The organism is Buchnera aphidicola (Periphyllus koelreuteriae) (assembly GCF_039360445.1).
In the GTDB taxonomy this organism is placed as follows: domain Bacteria; phylum Pseudomonadota; class Gammaproteobacteria; order Enterobacterales; family Enterobacteriaceae; genus Buchnera_J; species Buchnera_J aphidicola_BM.
Genome location: NZ_CP134981.1, coordinates 59324 through 80438, shown reverse-complemented (window position 1 = coordinate 80438; position 21115 = coordinate 59324). Strand labels below are relative to the sequence as shown.

Annotated in this window: 19 protein-coding genes and 1 other RNA gene; 8 read left to right on the top strand and 12 right to left on the bottom strand. The window is 18.1% G+C overall.

Annotated features, from left to right (window positions below; genetic code table 11):
* The first annotated feature begins 83 nt into the window (after positions 1-83).
* Positions 84-1622, top strand: a complete 1539-nt coding sequence (leuA, locus tag RJT80_RS00385; protein ID WP_343187831.1) for a 2-isopropylmalate synthase — start codon at positions 84-86, stop codon at positions 1620-1622.
* 178 nt (positions 1623-1800) lie between these two features.
* Here the strand turns inward: leuA and gndA are convergent, their stop codons facing one another.
* Together gndA and smrB are read right to left on the bottom strand one after the other, a co-directional pair.
* A complete protein-coding gene (gndA, locus tag RJT80_RS00380; protein ID WP_343187830.1) occupies positions 1801-3210 on the bottom strand; it encodes an NADP-dependent phosphogluconate dehydrogenase in 1410 nt (469 codons plus the stop codon).
* A 970-nt stretch (positions 3211-4180) separates the two neighbouring features.
* Entirely contained in the window at positions 4181-4705 is a 525-nt protein-coding gene (smrB, locus tag RJT80_RS00375) for an endonuclease SmrB (protein ID WP_343187829.1), read from the bottom strand.
* Between the two features lie 253 nt (positions 4706-4958).
* Between smrB and aroC the strand changes: the two genes are divergently transcribed.
* Positions 4959-6026 (top strand): chorismate synthase, encoded by a 1068-nt coding sequence (gene aroC, locus RJT80_RS00370; protein WP_343187828.1) that lies wholly within the window; start codon positions 4959-4961, stop codon positions 6024-6026.
* Between the two features lie 152 nt (positions 6027-6178).
* On the top strand, positions 6179-7099 hold the full coding sequence (dapA, locus tag RJT80_RS00365) for a 4-hydroxy-tetrahydrodipicolinate synthase (RefSeq protein WP_343187827.1): 921 nt from the start codon (positions 6179-6181) through the stop codon (positions 7097-7099).
* Positions 7100-7228: 129 nt separating this feature from the next.
* On the opposite strand, the gene dapE is transcribed toward dapA, so the two are convergent.
* From dapE to RJT80_RS00345, 4 genes are all read right to left on the bottom strand, one after another.
* Positions 7229-8359, bottom strand: coding sequence for a succinyl-diaminopimelate desuccinylase (gene dapE / locus RJT80_RS00360; RefSeq protein ID WP_343187826.1), 1131 nt, complete (start codon positions 8357-8359; stop codon positions 7229-7231).
* A gap of 67 nt (positions 8360-8426) precedes the next feature.
* On the bottom strand, positions 8427-10424 hold the full coding sequence (gene tkt / locus RJT80_RS00355; RefSeq protein WP_343187825.1) for a transketolase: 1998 nt from the start codon (positions 10422-10424) through the stop codon (positions 8427-8429).
* Between the two features lie 56 nt (positions 10425-10480).
* Positions 10481-11437, bottom strand: a complete 957-nt coding sequence (gene tal / locus RJT80_RS00350) for a transaldolase (RefSeq protein ID WP_343187824.1) — start codon at positions 11435-11437, stop codon at positions 10481-10483.
* Between the two features lie 54 nt (positions 11438-11491).
* Positions 11492-12727: a beta-ketoacyl synthase N-terminal-like domain-containing protein gene (locus tag RJT80_RS00345; RefSeq protein ID WP_343187823.1), complete on the bottom strand. Its 1236-nt coding sequence runs from the start codon at positions 12725-12727 to the stop codon at positions 11492-11494.
* Positions 12728-12821: 94 nt separating this feature from the next.
* Here RJT80_RS00345 and rsmI point away from each other — a divergent pair, with 94 nt between their 5' ends.
* Positions 12822-13694 (top strand): 16S rRNA (cytidine(1402)-2'-O)-methyltransferase, encoded by an 873-nt coding sequence (gene rsmI, locus RJT80_RS00340; RefSeq protein WP_343187822.1) that lies wholly within the window; start codon positions 12822-12824, stop codon positions 13692-13694.
* Positions 13695-13701: 7 nt separating this feature from the next.
* Positions 13702-14070: RNase P RNA component class A (rnpB, locus tag RJT80_RS00335), an RNA gene on the top strand.
* 34 nt (positions 14071-14104) lie between these two features.
* On the opposite strand, the gene pmbA is transcribed toward rnpB, so the two are convergent.
* Positions 14105-15457, bottom strand: coding sequence for a metalloprotease PmbA (gene pmbA / locus RJT80_RS00330; RefSeq protein ID WP_343187821.1), 1353 nt, complete (start codon positions 15455-15457; stop codon positions 14105-14107).
* Positions 15458-15656: 199 nt separating this feature from the next.
* Between pmbA and ppa the strand changes: the two genes are divergently transcribed.
* The 3 genes from ppa (at position 15657) to rpmG (ending at position 16673) form a co-directional block, all read left to right on the top strand.
* On the top strand, positions 15657-16196 hold the full coding sequence (gene ppa / locus RJT80_RS00325; RefSeq protein ID WP_343187820.1) for an inorganic diphosphatase: 540 nt from the start codon (positions 15657-15659) through the stop codon (positions 16194-16196).
* Between the two features lie 78 nt (positions 16197-16274).
* Positions 16275-16496, top strand: coding sequence for a 50S ribosomal protein L28 (gene rpmB, locus RJT80_RS00320; protein ID WP_343187819.1), 222 nt, complete (start codon positions 16275-16277; stop codon positions 16494-16496).
* Between the two features lie 9 nt (positions 16497-16505).
* Complete coding sequence (gene rpmG / locus RJT80_RS00315) at positions 16506-16673, top strand: 50S ribosomal protein L33 (RefSeq protein WP_343183601.1); 168 nt, start codon at positions 16506-16508, stop codon at positions 16671-16673.
* An 80-nt stretch (positions 16674-16753) separates the two neighbouring features.
* Here the strand turns inward: rpmG and RJT80_RS00310 are convergent, their stop codons facing one another.
* From RJT80_RS00310 to fliF, 5 genes are all read right to left on the bottom strand, one after another.
* On the bottom strand, positions 16754-17524 hold the full coding sequence (locus RJT80_RS00310) for a flagellar biosynthetic protein FliR (RefSeq protein ID WP_343187818.1): 771 nt from the start codon (positions 17522-17524) through the stop codon (positions 16754-16756).
* Positions 17525-17535: 11 nt separating this feature from the next.
* Positions 17536-17811 carry a flagellar biosynthetic protein FliQ gene (locus RJT80_RS00305; RefSeq protein WP_343187817.1) on the bottom strand — a complete coding sequence of 92 codons (276 nt, stop codon included), beginning with the start codon at positions 17809-17811 and terminating at the stop codon, positions 17536-17538.
* A 64-nt stretch (positions 17812-17875) separates the two neighbouring features.
* Complete coding sequence (gene fliP, locus RJT80_RS00300; RefSeq protein ID WP_343187816.1) at positions 17876-18613, bottom strand: flagellar type III secretion system pore protein FliP; 738 nt, start codon at positions 18611-18613, stop codon at positions 17876-17878.
* 44 nt (positions 18614-18657) lie between these two features.
* Positions 18658-18951, bottom strand: coding sequence for a flagellar biosynthetic protein FliO (locus RJT80_RS00295; RefSeq protein WP_343187815.1), 294 nt, complete (start codon positions 18949-18951; stop codon positions 18658-18660).
* Between the two features lie 479 nt (positions 18952-19430).
* On the bottom strand, positions 19431-21059 hold the full coding sequence (gene fliF, locus RJT80_RS00290; RefSeq protein WP_343187814.1) for a flagellar basal-body MS-ring/collar protein FliF: 1629 nt from the start codon (positions 21057-21059) through the stop codon (positions 19431-19433).
* Positions 21060-21115: the final 56 nt, after the last annotated feature.

The window sequence follows — 21115 nt, the reverse complement described above, 5'->3', positions numbered from 1 at the left end:
TTTTAAAAAATTTAATTTTATAAATTAAAAAAAATACTTTATTTTTTAAAAAAATACAATAAAAAACTTATATAAGACTCTCTATGAAAGAAAAAATTATTATATTTGATACAACGCTCCGAGATGGAGAGCAATCTCTTCAATCTAGTTTAAAAACAAAAGATAAAGTTAAAATTGCTATTGCTTTAGATAAAATGAATATAGATATTATTGAAGCAGGATTTCCAATATCTTCTCCTGGAGATTTTAAATCTGTACAAGAAATTTGCAAAAATATAAAAAATAGTAAAATATGTAGTTTAGCACGATGTTTAGAAAAAGATATAAAAATTGCTGCTAAAGCTATGTCAAAATTAGAAAATTTTAGAATTCATTTATTTTTAGGAACTTCAAAACTTCATATAGAATCTAAATTAAAAAAAAACTTCAAAGAAATTCAAAATATGGCAATAAATTCTATAAAAATTGCAAAAAAATATACAAATGATATAGAATTTTCTTGTGAAGATGCTGGAAGAACAAATATTAATGAATTATGTCAAATGGTTGAAATATTAATTAAACACGGAGTAAAAACAATAAATATACCTGATACAGTAGGATATACTCTTCCTAATGAATTTAAAAAAATTATTTCAACATTATATAAACGTGTTTCAAACATTGATAAAGCAATTATTTCAGTACATTGTCATAATGATTTAGGAATGGCTGTTGGAAATTCTATTTCTGCAATACAAGCTGGAGCTCGTCAAATTGAAGGAACTATTACTGGAATTGGAGAAAGAGCAGGAAATGCAGCTTTAGAAGAAATTATCATGGCTATCAAAACACGAAAAAAATTATTAAATTTTTATACAAATATAAAGCATAAAAAAATTTATAATACAAGTAAAACAATTAGTAAAATTTGTAAACTTTCTATACCAATAAATAAACCTATTATTGGAATTAATTCATTTTCTCATTCTTCTGGAATTCATCAAGATGGTATTATTAAAAACAGAAAAAATTATGAAATTATATCTCCAAAAGATATTGGATTAAAAAAAATAAAATTTAATTTAACATCTAGATCTGGAAGAGCAGCAGTAAAATATCGAATGAAAGAAATGGGATATTCTAAAAAAAATTATAATTTAAATAAATTATATAAAAAATTTTTAAAATTAGCAGATAAAAAAGGACAAATATTTGATTATGATTTAGAATCTCTAGCTTTTATTAAAAAAAAATATATAAAAAAAAAATATTTTAAATTAAAAAAATTAAAAATATATTATAAAATTCCAGGAAAAACTAAAATTTTATTAAAAATATTATGTGGTAATAAAATAAAAAAAATTAATATTAAAACAAAAAATGGACAAATAAATGGAATTTATACAGCCTTAAATAAAATTACAAAACTAAATATTATATTAAAAAAATTTAAAATAAAATATAAACAAAAAAATAAAAATATTTTTTGTCAAGTTAATATTATAGTTCAATATAAAAATAAAAATTTTTATGAAACAAAATTAGATATTGATATTATTAATACTTCTATTAAAGCTATTATAAATATCTTTAATAATATATGGATATCAAAAAAATTAAAAAAAATAAATAAAATATAAATATATTAATAATAAAAATATTTTAAAAAACCTTCTTAGATAAAATAAAAAAATAAAATTTTTCTAAGAAAGTTTTTTATAAATTCAAAAATAAAAAATTTTAAAAAATTATTCAAAATTTATATTTTATAAATTAATAAATATATTTTATTTAAAAATATATATAAAATATTTTATTTTAATCTAACCAATTAGTATGAAAAATTCCTTTTTTATCTATTCTAGAATATGTATGAGCTCCAAAATAATCTCTTTGAGCTTGAATTAAATTTGCTGGAAGAATAGATGATCTATATGAATCATAATAAGAAATAGCAGAAGAAAAAGCTGGAGTAGGAATTCCATTCATAACAGAATATGATACAATTTTTCTTAAAGATTTATTGTATTTTTTTGAAATGTTTATAAAATAAGGAGTTAATAATAAATTTACTAAATTATTATCTTTTTTATAAGAATTTATAATTTCTTTTAAAAATTCTGCTCTAATAATACAACCAGCTCTAAAAATTTTAGCAATATTTGAATAATTTAAATTCCAATTATAAATTTTTGAAGCTGTATGTAATTGAGAAAAACCTTGCGCATATGAAATAATTTTTCCTAAATATAATGATCGTCTTACATTTTCAATAAATTTTTTTTTATTTAATTTTAAATTATTAATTTTTGGACCTTTTAAAAGAGTAGAAGCTAATAATCTTTGATTTTTTAAAGAAGATAAATATCTAAAAAAAACTGATTGAGTAATCAGAGATAATGGTTCATTTAGTTCTAATGCGCTTTGACTGGTCCATGTTCCTGTTCCTTTATTATTAGCTTTATCTAAAACTAAATCAACTATATATTTTCCAGAATTATTTTTTTTTAAAAAAATATTTTTAGTAATTTTAATTAAATAACTTTTTAATTCTCCTGTATTCCATTCAGAAAAAATATAAGATAACTTTTTATTACTTAAATTTAAAGATTTTTTTAATATAAAATAAGATTCTGAAATTAATTGCATATCTCCATATTCAATTCCATTATGAACCATTTTTACATAATGACCAGATCCATCAGTTCCAATATAATTTACACAAGGAGTATTATTTTTTGTTTTAGCTGAAATTTTATTAAATAAAACAGAAACTTTTTTATATACTTTTTTTCTTCCACCTGGCATAATTGCCGGACCATGTAACGCTCCTTCTTCTCCACCAGATATTCCTGCTCCAATAAAATTTAATTTTAATTTTAATAATTTTAAATTTCTCTTAATAGTATCTTTAAAAAAACTATTTCCTCCATCTATAATTATATCTTTTGGGCTTAAATAAGAAATAAGAGAATTAATTGTTATATCAGTAGGTTTTCCTGATTTAACCATTAATAAAATTATTCTTGGTTTTTGTAAAGATAAAACAAAATCTTTTAATTTATAAAATGGATATAATTTTTTTTGTGGATTATTTAATATTATTTCTTTTGTTTTTTTTGAAGATCGATTAAAAATAGATACAGTATAATTTTTATTTTCTATATTTAAAGCTAAATTTCTTCCCATAACTGACATTCCAATAACACCAATTTGTTTTAATCCCATTTATTTCTCCTTTTATTTTTTTTTAAATATTTTTAAAAATTTTTATTTTAAAAAATATATAAAAATTTTAATTTTTATTTAATAAAAATAAAAGATATTTTTTTAAAAAAAACTATTAATTTTTTATAAAAATTTTTTATTAAAAAAAAAAAATTAAAATACTATATTAAATTATTATTAATTTATTAAAAATAAATTAATAAAGTATATACATCACTTCATAAAAAAATTTCAAATGTAATATTTATTATATTAATATTTTTTATTTTTTTTAAATTTAAAAAAATAAAATTTATAAAAATATAAAAATTTTATAATTTTTTAAATAAAATTTTTTAAATTATTCATTGTTTATATTATTAATATAATTTTAAATTATTTTTTAAATATAATTTTAAATAAATTTATAAATTTATATATTTTTTAAAATTTTTATTTAATTTATTTTTTATAAAAATATTATTTTAATTTAAATATAAAAATTATACTTTAAATATTTTTTTTAAATAAATTTATAATAAAATCACGTTTAAAATAAATTATTTATTTTATTTAAAATATAAAAAAATATTTAATTATTATTAAATGAAAAAATATATTTATTATTTTTAAAAATATTTTTAAAATTATAAAAATTAAAATAATTTTTTATTTTTAATTTTAAAATATTTAATAAATAAAAATTTATATATTATAATATAATTTTTAAAATATAAATTTAATACATTTAAATTACAATTATATTTTTATTTCAAATTAATCTATTAAAAATTAAATAAAAAAAAAAATAGGATTTTTGCATTAAACAAAAAAATCTATTATTATTTAATTTTAAAAAACTTATTTTAATTAAATAGAATTAAAAAAAAATTAAATAATTGATTTTAAATTCAATGTATTTTATTTAAAAATTAAAAAAATTAAAAAAAAATAATAAAAATATATTTAATAATTTTAAAATAAATATATTTTAAAAATCTATTAATACTAAAATAGCTGCATCATTTCCAAAATATTTTGGAGATTGATGAAAAGCAACAACATTTGGGTGTCTAGATAACCATATAGGAATTTGTCGTTTTAAAATGTTTTTACCATATCCATGCATAATATTTACACAATTTATTTTTTTTTTTATGCAAAAATACATTAATTTTCCTAATTCTTTTCTAGTTTGATATTGAGTAAAACCATGAACATCTAAAAATAATTTTGGAACATAATATCCTTTTTTTAATTTTTTTAATCGATTTATCTCTCTTTTATATCTAATATAATACAAAGGATTATTATTAAATTTTTTATTTAAATTGTTATAAGAAAAATAATCACTATGTAAATTTTCTTGATAAGATTGTATTTTTTTATATGAATAACAAGATGAATAACTATTTTTTATATGATAAATAGTATCTTGAACAATTTTTTTAGTTCCATTTAACCATTTTTTAAAAATTAATTTATTTTTTATTTTTATTTTTTTTTTTATATTCATATGTACTACCAAAATAATATTTACATATTCATTTAAAACATTTTCAAAAAATATTATTTATTTTACTTTAAAGTACTTAAAATAATAAAAAAATAATAGAAAAATTTTTATTATTAAATAATTTACTTTTTATTAAATTAATAAAAATAATTTTAAAATTTCTTAAAATTTATTTTATATCAATAATAACGTATCAAATATATATTTTCAAATTTTATTAAAATATAAAAAAAATACTATAGGAAAATAATAAATGTCAGGAAATTCAATTGGAAAAATTTTTACTGTAACAACATTTGGAGAATCTCATGGAGATTCTATAGGATGTATAATAGATGGAACACCACCTGGATTAAAAATTTATAAATCAGATATACAAAATGAATTAAACAGAAGAAGACCTGGACAATCAAAATACACAACACAAAGAAGAGAATTAGATAAAATTAAAATATTATCTGGAATATTTAAAAATATAACTACTGGAACAAGCATTGGATTGATAATAAAAAATACAGATCAAAGATCACAAGATTATAAAGATATAAAAAAAATATTTAGACCAGGTCATGCAGATTATACATATCAAAAAAAATATGGAATAAGAGATTATAGAGGTGGAGGAAGAGCATCAGCTAGAGAAACAGCAATGAGAGTTGCTGCAGGAGCAATAGCAAAAAAATATTTAAAAAAAAATTATGGAATAATAATACAAGGATATTTATCTCAAATTGGTAACATTAAATGTTCGTTAAAATCCTTTAATGAAATAGAAAAAAATAATTTTTTTTGTCCAGATAAAGAAAAAATACATGAAATAGATAAATTAATTAGAACAATTAAAAAAAAAGGAGATTCAATTGGAGCTAAAATAACAACAATTATAAAAAACGTTCCAATAGGTTTAGGAGAACCAGTATTTGATAAATTAAATGCTGAAATAGCTCATGCTATTATGAGTATTAATGCAGTTAAAGGAGTAGAAATTGGAGATGGATTTTCTGTTGTTAATAAACTTGGAAGTCAACATCGAGATGAAATGACATCCTCTAAAGGTTACTTAAGTAATAGAGATGGAGGAATTATTGGAGGAATAAGTAATGGACAAAATATTATTGTAAACAGCGCTTTTAAACCAACTTCTAGTATTCGAATTCCAGCAAAAGGAATTAATGAAAATAACGAATCTATTACAGTAATTACAAAAGGAAGACATGATCCATGTGTTGGAATTAGAGCTGTTCCAATAACTGAAGCGATGATGGCAATTGTAATAATGGATCATATTCTTCGATTTAAAGCTCAATGTTTAAAAAAATAAAAACTTTGATAAAAAAATAAAAATTTTAAACAAATATTTATTATAAATTTAAAAAAAAATTTATAAAAATATAAATTTTTTATTAAATTAAATATATTTACAAATTTTATATATAAATATATATAAAAAACTAATTATGGAAAAATAAAAAAATGTTTAAAGGTAATATTGTTGCTCTTATTACTCCTATGGATAAAAAAGGAAATATTTGTTTAGATAGTTTAAAAAATATTATTAATTATCATATAAATAATAAAACAAATGCTATAGTTTCTGTTGGAACTACTGGAGAATCTTCTACATTAACTAAAAAAGAACACATTAATCTTATTTTATCAACTGTAAAAATTTCTAGAAATAGAATTCCAATTATTGCAGGAACTGGAGCAAATTCCACAAAAGAAGCAATTTTATTAACAAAAAAATTTGAAAATATTGGAGTTTCTGCTTGTTTAAGTGTTACACCATATTATAATAAACCTTCACAAGAAGGTTTATATCAACACTTTAAAAAAATTTCTGAAAACACTTCATTACCACAAATTCTTTATAATGTTCCATCAAGAACTGGATGTGATTTACTTCCAAAAACAATTTTTAGATTATCAAAATTTAAAAATATTATTGGAATAAAAGAAGCTAGTGGAGATTTATCTCGTATTAATAAAATTAAAAATTTAATTCATAAAAAATTTTTAATAATTAGTGGAGATGATTCAACAGCTTTAGATTGTATTCAACTCGGAGGAAATGGAGTTATTTCAGTTACATCTAATATAGCTGCAAAAGAAATGTCTAAATTATGCTCTTTAGCATTACAAAAAAAATTTAAAAAAGCAAGAAAAATAAATAAAAAATTAACAAAACTTCATAATATTTTATTTTTAGAATCAAATCCTATTCCAATTAAATGGGCAGCAAATAAAATAGGTTTAATTAAAAATAATACATTAAGACTTCCAATGACACAACCATCTAAAAAAATAAAAAAAATAATTATTAAAGAATTAAAAAAAGGAAAAATTGAAATAATAAAAAAAAATAAAAAATATAATATATTTAAAAAAAAATAAAATTTAAATTATAAAAAATATAAAAATAAAAAATATAAAATTGAAATATATTTCAAAAGAAATATATTTCAATTAAAAAGTATATAAAAATATTTTTAAATAAATAAAAGATTATATAAATAAAAAATTTTAAATAAATATATTTTTTAAAATATCTTTATATATTTTATATAATATATATAAATCTTTAACTTTTACACACTCATTAATTTTATGTATTGTTTTATTTACTAATCCTAATTCAACAATTTCAGACTTCATATCAGAAAAAAATCTACCATCAGAGGTTCCACCAGAAGTTGATAACATAGGTTTAAAATGTTGAATTTTATTAATAGAATTTTTTACTACTTTTAATAAAAAACCTGAATTAGTAATAAACGGATCTCCTGAAAAAATCCAATTAATTTTATATTTAAAATTATATTTCATTAAAATGTTTTTAATTTTAAAAATAATTTCTTCTTTCGTAATTTCTGTATTATATCTAATATTAAATCCAATATTAATAGAATTTGGAATCATATTAGTTATATTTTTTTTTCCTGAAAATAAATTAAAAATTTGAAAATTACTTGGTTCAAAATAATCATTTCCAGAATCTAGTTTTAAATTAATTAAATCTTTTAAAAAATTAACTGATTTATGTATAGGATTCTCTGCTAATTTAGGATATGCAATATGTCCTTGAATTCCATAAATTTTTAATGTTGCACTTATAGATCCTCTTCTTCCATTTTTAATAATATCTCCTAAAAAAATATTACTTGTTGGTTCTCCAACTAAACAATATTCAATTTTTTCATTTCTTTTTTTTAAAATATTTATAACTTTTTTCGTTCCATCTAAAGCTAAAGATTCCTCATCAGAAGTTAATAAAAAAGATATTCTTCCTTTATGAAACGGATTTTTTTTAACAAAATTTTCAGTAGCAATAATCATTGCAGCTAAAGATCCTTTCATATCTGATGAGCCTCTTCCAAAAAGAAAATCTTTTATAATTTTAGGTTTAAATGGATTAATTTTCCATTTTAAAAAATCTCCTGGAGGTACAACATCCGTATGACCAACAAAAGTTAAAGTTTTTCCAATTCCTTTATAAGCCCATAAATTGTTAGTTTGATTAATTTTAATATTTTCAATAATAAAACCAATTTTCTTTAATCTTTTAGAAATAATTTTTTGACAATTTAAATCTAATGGGCTTATAGACGGAATTTTAATTAATTGTTTACTTAATAAAATAATATCATTTAACATATATTTCCTTTTTTTTATTTATTTATTAAATAAAAAATTTATTAATAAAAAAAATAAAAAAATATATTTAACTATTGATTAAATCAATAGATTTTTTTACGATGTTTTTAACTGTAAAACCAAATTTCTTAAATAAATCAATGGCAGGAGCTGATTCACCAAAAGTTTTCATTCCAATAATTTTTCCTTTTAAACCAGAATATTTATACCAATAATCTTCTATACTTGCTTCAACTATTAATCTATTTTTTATTTTTGGAGGCAAAACAAAATTTTTATAAGATAATTTTTGATTATCAAAAATATTAGTAGAAGGCATAGAAACAACTCTAGATGAATAACCTAATTGTTTTAATTTTTTATGAGCTTCAATAATTAATTGGAGTTCTGAACCAGTAGATATTAAAATAATATCTAATTTTTTTAAACTATCTTTAAGTATATACCCTCCTTTATTAATATTTTTTATTTGTTCATTAGTTCTATTAATAAAAGTTAAATTTTGTCTAGACAAAATTAAAGCAGTTGGTCCGTTTTTTTTTTCTATTGCATTTCTCCAAGCAATTGCAGTTTCTATGGAATCAGATGGTCTCCATACATTTACATTTGGAGTTAAACGTAAATTTGATAATTGTTCAATAGGTTGATGAGTAGGGCCATCTTCTCCTACACCAATAGAATCATGAGTATATATTAATATTTGTCTTGTTTTCATTAATGCTGACATTCTAACTGCATTTTTAGCATATTCTAAAAACATAAGAAAAGTCGAAGTATAAGGAATAAAACCACCATATTGAGATATTCCATTTGCAATAGCAGTCATTCCAAATTCTCGTACACCATAATTAATATAATTTCCTAAAATACATTTATTAATAGATTTTGAACCAGACCATTTTGTTAAATTACTAGGAGATAAATCTGCTGAACCACCAATTAATTCTAATAAATACGGACCAAAATATTCAATAATATCTTGAGAAGCTTGTCTAGTTGATAGAGATTTTTTTGATTTATTTAAAATTTTAATTAAATTTTTATTAATTTTAATCCATTCTTTTGGTAATTTATTATTCATACGACGTAAATATTCAGAAGACAATTCAGGATATTTCTTTGAATATTTTAAAAATAATTTATTCCAAGAATTTTCTAATAATTTTCCTTTTTTTGTAGCATCCCATTCAGAATAAACAAAATCTGGAATTTCAAAAGGTTTATATTTCCAATTTAATTGTTTTTTAGATAAATTTACTTCTTCCAAACCTAAAGGAGATCCATGAACTTCTGATTTTCCAGATTTATTAGGAGATCCAAAACCTATAATTGTATTAAAAATTATTATTACTGGTTTTTTTTTAATTTTTTTTGCTTTTTTTATTGAATTAAAAATTGATTCAGAATCATGACCATCAACATTATCAATAACATGCCAATGATATGATTCAAATCTTTTTTTAACATTTTCAGAAAACCAATTGTCAGTTTTTCCATCTATTGAAATATTGTTTTTATCATATAATACAATTAATTTTTCTAAATTCAAAGTACCTGCTAATGAACATACTTCATGAGATATACCTTCCATTAAACATCCATCTCCAACAAATACCCATGTATAATGATCTATAATTTTAAATTTTGGTCTATTAAAATATAAACCTAATGTGCGTGCAGAAATAGCCATTCCAACAGCAGTAGCTAATCCTTGACCTAAAGGACCTGTAGTAGTTTCTACTCCAGGTGTATACCCAATTTCAGGATGACCTGGTGTTTTTGAATTTAATTGTCTAAAATTTTTTAAATCTGAAATATTTAAATCATATCCAGTTAAATGTAATATACTATATAATAAAATTGAACAATGACCATTAGATAAAATAAATCTATCTCTATTATTCCATAATGGATTTTTAGGATTATGATTTATAAAAAATCTCCATAAAACTTCTGCAATATCAGCCATACCCATAGGAGCTCCTGGATGACCTGAATTTGCTAATTGAACAGAATCTATACTAATTGCTCGAATAGCATTAGCTAAATATTTTTTAGAAAACATATTTTTTTTCCTAATTTAAAATAAAATATTTTTATTAAAAATAAAATTAAATATTATTACATATTTTTTTCTATTATCTTTTCAAGAGCAATTTGATCTAAACTAAATTGTTTTATTCCTTCAGATAATTTTTCAACAGCCATCAAATCTTTATTATGAAGAATTTCAAATTCAAATTTAGATAACTTATTTTTTGGTTTATTAAAAATTTTTTTAGTTGGAAATAACTGTCTCGTAAAAGTTTCATTATTAGATTCTAATTCTTTTAATAAATCTGGAGAAATCGTTAAACAATCACATCCTGATAAAGATAATATTTGATCTTTATTTCTAAAACTTGCTCCCATAATAATTGTATTATAAGAATATTTTTTATAATATTTATATATTTTTTTTACAGAATTAACTCCTTCATCATTTAAAACATTATATTTAATTGAAGGATAATTTAACCTATACCAATCATAAATTCTTCCAACAAATGGAGAAATTAAAAAAACATTAGATTCAGCACAAGCTTTAGCTTGAGCAAAAGAAAACAATAAAGTTAAATTACAATGAATGTTTTCTTTTTCTAATAATTTAGCTGCTTGAATCCCTTCCCATGTAGATGCTAATTTAATTAATACTCTAGAACGATCTATTCCATGTTCATTTTCATACATATAAATAATTTTTTTAGCTTTTTTTATACTATCTTGAGTGTTAAAAGATAAACGAGAATCCACTTCACTTGAAACAACTCCTGGAATTTTTTTTAAAATTTCAACACCAATACTAACAATAATTTTATCAACTGCTCGATTAATTTTTTTTTTTATAGAACCTCCTTTTTTTTTAGAATATATAATAGATTTTTTAACTAAATAAGAATATTCTTTCATATTTATTGCTTTTAATATTAATGAAGGATTTGTTGTAGCATCAAATGGTTTATATTCTTTAATATTTTGAATATCTCCACTATCTATAACAACTTTAGTATATTTTTTTAATTGATCTAATTGATTCATAAAAATATTACCTTTGTATTTAATAAAAATTTTGAAATATATATTTCAAATAAATTAATAATAAAATTTTTTAAAAATTAATACTGTATTAACACCTCCAAAACCAAAATTATTAGACATTACTGTATTTAAATCAATTTTTTTAAATGAAGTAATTATATTAAAATTTTTAATAACAGGATCTAAATTTTCAATATTAATACTTGGAGCAATAAAATTATTTTCTAACATTAATAATAAAAAAATTATTTCATGAACTCCAGAAGCACCTAATGAATGACCAGTCATTGATTTTGTAGAAGAAATAAAAGGAATATTTTTGTTTTTAAAAACTTTTTTTATTGCATTTAATTCTATAATATCTCCAATTTTTGTTGAAGTAGCATGAACATTAATACAATCAATATTAGTAGATAAATTTTTAATAGCTGATTTCATACATCTAAAAATTCCTTTTTCTGAAGGAATGCACATACTAAAACCATCTGAATTAGAATAATATGATATGATTTCTCCATAAATATGAGCTTTTCTTGATAATGCAGAATTTAATTCTTCCAAAACTAAAATTCCACTTCCTTCAGAAATAACAAATCCATCACGATTTACATCATAAACACGAGATGATTTTTTTGGATTTGAATTATATTTTCTTGATAAAGCTTTAATTAAATCAAAATAAAAAGCAGTATTTAAAGTTAAAGCTTCTGATCCTCCTGTAAAAACTATATTTTGTTTTCCTGATTTAATTAATTCATAAGCATGACCAATACAATTAGAAGATGTAGAACATGCAGAACTAATAGAATAACTAATTCCATTTATTTTAAAAATTGTAGATAAACATGCTGAAACACTAGAATTCATAATTTGAAAAACAGTATATATATTAACACTCTTCAATTTTTTATAAAAATTATTATTTATTTTTCTTTTATTTAAATATAATAAATTATTTCTTGATGAACAAAAACCAGTTCCAATAACTAACCCAACTTTTTTATTATTTTGAAATTGAGAAAAATTTAAAAATGAATCTTTAATTGCTTCTTTCATGGATAAATAAGCATAAATTGTTTCTAAATTCATATATTTAAAAAATTTCTTTTTTAAATTATAATTAGAATTAATATTAATTTTTCCACATACATGACTCTTTATTCCAAATTTTTTCATTTCTTTTGAAAAAACTATACCACAATTTCCTTTTTTTAAGGATTTTAAAACCTCTATTTTATTTTGCCCTATACTTGAAAGAATACCAATTCCAGTAACAACAACTCTATTCATATTTTCCTTAAATTTTTAATTTAAAAAAATAAATAATGTTTTATAAATATGATATAATTCTTTTCTTTAAAAATTATTTTATGAAAAAAGAATTATGATAAAAAAAAATGGAAATTTATTTATAATTTCAACACCAATTGGAAATATGAATGACATTACATATAGATCTATTAAAATTTTAAAAAAAATAGATTATATTGCTTCTGAAAATTATAAAAATACATTAAAATTGCTTAATAAATTTAATATTAATAAATCTATAATTTCATTTCATCAACACAATGAATTAATAAATACAAAAAAAATAATAAAAATATTACAAAAAAATAAAAATGTTGCATTAGTTTCAGATGCAGGTACTCCAACAATTAATGATCCTGGTTTTTATTTAGTTAGAGAATGTCATTTAAAAAAAATTAAAGTGATTCCATTACCTGGAGCATGTGCGGCTATTTCTGCATTAAGCGCTTCAGGAATACCATCAAACAAATTTTGTTTTGAAGGATTTTTACCAAAAAAAGAAAAAAAACGATGCGAAATTTTAAAAAAATTAAAATTCGAAAAAAGAACAATTATTTTTTATGAAACACCTCATAGAATTAAAAAAAGTTTAAAAAATATATTAAAAGAATTTGGTCCAAATAGAACCATGACAATAGCAAGAGAAATAACAAAATATTGGGAATCTATAAAATATAATACAATATATAATTTTTATTATAAATATAAAAATAATTCTTTAATTTGTAAAGGAGAAATCGTTTTAATTATTTCTGGTTATGTAAAAAAAAATAAAAATAAATTATCAAAAAAAATTAAAAAAACATTGTCAATATTAAAATCTTTTTTATCCTTAAAAAAAACAGCATTAATCACATCAAAAATTCATAATATAAAAAAAAATAATTTATATAAATACTTGATAAAAAAACAAAACAATGATAAAACTTTAAAATTATTAAAATAATTTTAATGAAGTTGACCAGATAATCGCTCTTTTATTTTAAAAAAAAAGAGAGGAAAGTCCGGGCTCCAAAAGGACAAAGCGCCAGATAACATCTGGGAGATGAAAATCTACGAAAAGTGCCACAGAAAATAACCGCCTATAAAATAAAATTTTTTTTTAAGGTAAGGGTGAAAAGGTGTGGTAAAAGCACACCGTATAATCTGGTAACAATTTATAGACAAAATAGGTAAACTCCGCTTGGAGCAAAACCAAATATAGGTAAATATAGTATTAGTCCGTACTTAAACCTGGGTAGGTTGCTTAAATTAAAAAGTAATTTTTAATTAAGATAAATGATTATCTAAAACAGAACCCGGCTTATAGGTCAACTTCACTGAATAATATTATATTAAAAAATATTTTTTAAAAAATTATTTTCCAGAAATGTTCATTTCAGAAATTAAAATTGATCCACATTGTATATTTTGATTTAAATTATAATCATTACTCATTAAAACAATATTTTTAAATATATTTTTTAAATTTCCAGAAATAGTAATTTCACTTACTGAATATTTAAAAAAATTATTTTTTATAAAATAACCAGAAGCTCCTCTAGAATAATTTCCATTAATCATATTTACTCCATCTCCCATTAAATCAGTAATTACTAATCCAGTATTCATAAATTTTAATAATTTTTTGAATGAAAAATTATTATTTTTATTTAAAAAAATCCAGTTATAAATCCCTCCAGAATGTCCTGTATTATTTAATCCCAATTTTTTAGATGTATAAGAATTTAACAACCAAGTTTTTAAAAATCCATTTTTTATAATAAACCTCGGAGCAGTTAAAGTTCCTTCATCATCAAAAGGACATGATCCAATACCTTTTTTAATATGAGGATTTTCAAAAATATTCATCCATTTTGGAAAAATCAACTTATTTAAATCATTTAATAAAAAAGTAGATTTTTTATATACTAAATTTCCATTAATAGATTTTGAAAAAGAATTAAAAATACTATAAGCAACATCTGAAATTAAAATTACTGGACATTTTTGAGTAATAATTTTTCTAGAATTTAATTTTAATAAAACACGTTTCGCACAATTAATTCCTATAATTTTAGGAGATTTTAAAGTACTTAGTTTTCTTGAATTAGAATAATAATAATCTCGTTCTATTTTTTTAGAATTTGAATTTTTTGCTAAAACACAAGTAGATAATGAGTGATTACTAAATTTATATGAACCAAAAATTCCTTTTGTATTTCCAAAAGAAACAATACTATTACTACTATTAAAATATCCTCCTTCACTATTTATAATTTTAGAATTATAATTTAAAGCAAATTTTTCTGTTAAATAAGCTAATTTAATACTATCTTTTAATTTTAAATTTATTGGGTGAAATAAATTAAGATCTTTAATTTTATATTTTAATAAATCAAATTCTGGCAATCCAGAACACTTATCTTTAGATGTATATTTAGAAATATTAATAGCAGAAAAAATTGTTTTTTTTATAGAATCTGAACTTAAATCTTTGGATAATGATGTTCCTTGTTTATAATTAGAATAAACAGAAATAAAAAACTCTGCATCATCATGAAATTCAATATATTCTGTTTTACCATTTCTAACTACAATTCCTGTATTGTACGTTTTGATAATTCTTATAAATGCTTCATCTATAATATTTTTTATTTTATTTATTGATTTTAAAATAATTTTTTTTATTTTTTTTTCTTGTTCTAAAAAATTTTTTATTTCATTCATTGTTGTCTCTTTTAAAAAAAATAAATTATAAAATTATTTATTTTGTTAAAAAATAATATTTTAATATAAAAATTTATTAAAAACTATAATCTAAAAATTTTTACTGAAATTATAAAATATTGTTATAATTATTATATATCAAATAAAATAATAATAATTATTTTAAATTTTAATTATAAAAAATATAAAAAAATAAACTATGAATTTAAAAAATATTAAATCTGGAAATAATATACCATATGAATTAAATGTTATTATTGAAATATCAGCAAATTCTACACCAATAAAATATGAAATTGATAAAAAAAATAAATTTTTAAAAATAGATAGAATTATTCCAACATCTATGTTTTATCCATGTAATTATGGTTTTATTAATAAAACATTATCTTTAGATAAAGATCCTTTAGATGCATTAGTAATTACTCCATATCCTTTAATTCCACTGTCTGTGATTCAATGTAAACCAGTTGGAATGTTAAATATGGAAGACGACTCAGGAATAGATTATAAAATAATATGTGTTCCAATAAAAAAAATATGTAAAAAATATTCTAAAATAAAAAATATATATGATTTATCACAAAATTTATTAAAAAAAATTGAACATTTTTTTAAATATTATAAAAAATTAGAAAAAAATAAATGGACTAAAATTTTAGGATGGAAAAAATTAAATGATGCACATAAAGAAATTTTATTATCTATTAAAAGATATAATCAATTTAATAAAATATAAAAATACTAAAAATAATTATATATAAAATATAATTTTTTTAAAAAAGAATATCTATAAAATACATATAAGGAATTTATTATGTCTAGAAAATGTCTAATAACTAAAAAAAAAACAATGTTTGGAAATACAAGATCTCATGCATTAAATGCAACAAAAAGAAAATTTAATATAAATTTAAAAAAACATAAATTTTGGATAAAAAATAAAAAAAAATTTATAAAATTAAAATTATCTACTAAAGCAATGAGAATAATTAATAAAAAAGGAATAGAAAAAGTAATAAAAAATATTAAAATATAGGAAAATTATATGGCTAAAAGCTCAAGAGAAAAAATTAAATTAATTTCATCATTAAAAACTGGACATTATTATACGACTAGTAAAAATAAAAGAAATACAACAACAAAATTAGAAATAAAAAAATATGATCCAATTGCAAAAAAAAGAGCATTATATACAGAATATAAAATAAAATAAAAATTTTATATAAATCAAAATTAGTATAAAAATAATTTAATATTTTTATACTACTTTGAATATGATTAACAATATATTATTTAAAAAAATATAATATTTAATACTTTAAAATAAATTTTATTTAAATAATTATCTAAAAAAAATAAAACATGAAATAAAAATATAAAAAATGAAAAAATTCCAAAAAAATTTATTATAGAAAAACCAATAGAAAATATAGATAATTGAGGAATAAATTTATTTAAAAAACATAAAGATAAATTTAAAAAAAATAAAATTATAATAATAGGAAAAATAATATAAATTCCATTAACAAAAATTAAACTAAACAATTTAACAATAGAAATTAAAATATTAATATCAAAAAATTTAAAACTAATTGGAAAAATATAAAAGCTTTTAATAATAGTAGAAATCATCCATAAATGCCCATCTAATGATAAAAATAAAATAATAATTAAAGAATTTAAAAAACAAGACATAATAGAAGATTTTAAAAAAACATTTTCATTAAAAAAATTTGAAAATGATAAACCAGTTTGAAAACTAAATATTTCTCCAGAAACATTTGAAATTGAAAAAATTAAATTAATTGAAAAACCAATTAATATTCCAATTAAAATCTGTTCTAATAAAATTAATACACCATCTAAAGAAAATATATTAAATTGAAATAAAGGAATAAATGGAAGAATAATTAAACTAATAATAAAAGATAAAAAAATTTTTGTTTGCATATTAAAATAATTACTATTAAAAATTGAAACTATATAAAAGAAAAAAAAAATTCTAATAGAAGGATATAAAATATTAATAAAAATAAAAAAATAATCGTTAATATTTAAACTCATAATATTTATAATTAACTTAAATTAATAATAAATGGTATTTTTAAAAATAATTCATGAATATAATTAACTATTAATTCAAGCATCCAAGAACCTAAAACAAAAATAATTAAAAAAATAGAAAGTATTTTAGGAATAAAAGATAATGTTTGTTCATTAATTTGAGTTATTGATTGAAATATACTAATTATTAAACCAACAAATAAAATAGATAATAATAAAGGTGTAGATAAAAATAATAATATTTTACTTGCATCAAAAAATATTGTTTTTAAATATTCTGAAATCATTTAAGAACCTATTAAATCTTATTTTTTAAAAATATTTTTTTTAAAAAAAATAAAATAACTATAATTAATTAAAACTATGTACTAAAGAACTAACTAATAATTTCCATCCATCTGATAAAACAAAAATTATTAATTTTAAAGGTAAAGAAATTATAGATGGTGGAACCATCATCATTCCTAAAGACATTAAAACACTAGAAATTAATAAATCAATAATTAAAAATGGAACAAAAACAATAAAACCAATTTTAAAAGCTGTAGTTAATTCACTTGTTATAAATGCAGGAATTAAAACTCTTGTTGGTATATTATTTTTATTATTAGAATATTTCACATGAGCTAATTTAGAAAAAACTAATAAATCTTTTGTTCTTGTTTGATGAAACATAAACTTTCTAAAAGGATATAAACTTTTTTTTAACGCTGTTTCAACATTAATTTCATTTTTATAAAAAGGAAGATAAGCAGTTTTATAAACTCTATTTAAAGAAGGCTCCATAACAAAAAATGTTAAAAATAAAGATAACCCAAACAAAATTTGATTTGGAGGAATATAAGGAGTTCCAATAGCATTTCTTAAAAAACTAAAAACAATAATTATTCTTGTAAAACAAGTCATCATTAATATAATGAATGGAATAAAAGCTAATAATGTTACAAAAAATAATGTCTGTATAGATGAAGTCCATTCAATAGAATTATTTGTATTTAATAAAAAATCATTTAAAGTACTAATATCATTTGAATAAGCATTACAAGAAAAGAAAAATAATACAAAAATTAAAAAAAAATGATATATCATTATATTATTCCAATAATTTATATTGATTTAAAAAAAATTATATGTTATTTAATTTTATTTTTTTTTTTATAAAATGTATGCAATATTACCATTTTTTTTGATGTAATTCCTATAACTAATATTAATTTTTTTAAATCTAAAATTACTATTTTGTTATTAGAATCAATATATATTGTAGATAAAATTTTTATAAAAGAATTATTTATATTTTTTTTTATAGAAAAATATCTATTAATTAAAAAAATTATAAATAATGAAATCAAAATATAAATTAACCAATTAATATTAAAAATGTTGAAAATATTTAAATCACTCATCGAATAAGTTGGAATTTTCATATAATTTTTATTTATTTTTGAAAGATTAAAATGAAATTAAAAAAATAATGTAATTAGTCAAAATTATTAAATACATTATTCATTTATATATTTATTAATATATTAAATTTTAAAAAAAATTTAAAGTATTTTTATATTAAAAAATAAAAAATATTAAAAATTTAAATTTATAATTTAAAAAAAATAATTTTATTTAAAAATTACTTTTAAATAATAAAAAGTAATTTAATAATCTCTTTTATTAAAAAATTAAAAATAAAATATATAAATTTCTATAAAAAATTTATATTTTTAACAATTATAAATAATATTATATTTTTTATACTAAATTTTTTTAATTTTAAAAAATTTAAAAATTTAATAAAATTTATAAATAATTAAATAAATTTAAAATTATAGAAATTTATTTTATATAATAACATTAAAAAAATATTAAATTAAATAATTTATATATTTTATTTAAAAAATTTTTATAGATTTCATGAATCTTTTTTTAAACTATTATATTTTTTTTTTATTTCATTAATTTTATTATTAATTTTTTTTGTATTTTTTTTAAAATTTTCTTTTATAATATTATCATTATTTTCAAAATGTTTTTTAAAAATAGATAACATATTTAAATTATTAATTTGAAATTTTTTTGTAAATTTTTTAAATGAACAAAATGATGTTATAAAAAATATTAAAAATAAAAATAATATAAACCAAGGAGCTAAAAAAATCATTCTATCTATAGATTCTTTTTTTTTTATTGGAACATATTTTATTATAGGAGGTTCTAAATCCATAAATTTATAATTAAATACATTAAGAGAATCTATTCTACATAAAGATGATTCAATTGTTTGTCTTGTTAATTTTTTAATATCTAAAATTTCATTTGTATTTAATGGAACATATTTTCCAGAAGAATTTTTTTTATAATTAACTAGAATTGTGATACATAAATGTTGTATGTTAGAATTTATTTTTTTATTTATATTCTTATTATTTAAATTTATATTATCATCTTTTTGATTTGTATTAATATTTTTATTTTTATTTAATAATATATTATTTTTAATATTATTTTTATAAAATTTATTTAAAAAAAATAATTTATTTAATTTTATTTTTTTAAATAAATTAATTTGTGAATAACTATAAATAAAATTACAAAAATTATTATATATATTTTTTTTTTTTAAATTTATTTTTTTATAGTTTTTATAACTTAAAGAAGAATTTAAATTATTTTTATTTAATTCAGAAGAATTATCATCTGTTATATTATTTTTTTTATTAAAATCAATTGTTGCTGTTACTTGAGTAACAAAATTATTTAAACCAAATATAGGAATTAAAATATTATCTATTTTATTTTTATATTGATCTTCAATTTGATGAATATAATTAATTTTTGAAAAATTAATTCTATTTAAAAAATTATAATTTGATTCTGTAAATAACTCTCCAAATTGATTAATTACAGTAATATTTTTTTTAGGTAAATTAGAAATACTAGTAGATAAAAGATTAATAATAGAATAATAAATTTCAAAATTAAATTTATTTTCTTCATTTAAATTAATAAAAACTGAAGCAGAAGAATAATTTTTTTTATTTAAAATATAAGAATTATGTGGAATAGAAAGATGAACTCTAGCATTATTAATAAAATTTAATTTTTCAATAGTTCTAGACAACTCACCTTCTAATGCTCTTTGATAATTAATTTGTTCATTAAAAGAACTTATTCCAAATTTTTCTTGATCCAATAATTCAAAACCAGGAAGAGAATTTTTAAAATTTTTATTTAAAATATTTTTTTTATTTATTTTTTTTTTTTTTTCAGAAATAAATTGATATTTAAAATTTTTTGAATTTGTACAAATATCTTCTTTTATATTAGAAACTTTTTTAAAATTAATATTTTTATTATGAAAATATAAATTTTTATAAAATTTTTTACAATCAGAATAATAAAAAAAAATAAAAAAAAAAGAAATAACAAAAAAAAATAAAAATAAAATAAAATATTTTATATTTTTTTTTATATAATAAAAAATATTTTTAAAAAAATTTTTTTTTTTTATATTTATAGTATTTTTTTTATGAAAATTCATAATTTTTTAATAACCTAAGATATATATTTAAAAAAATAATATTTTTATAATTAAAT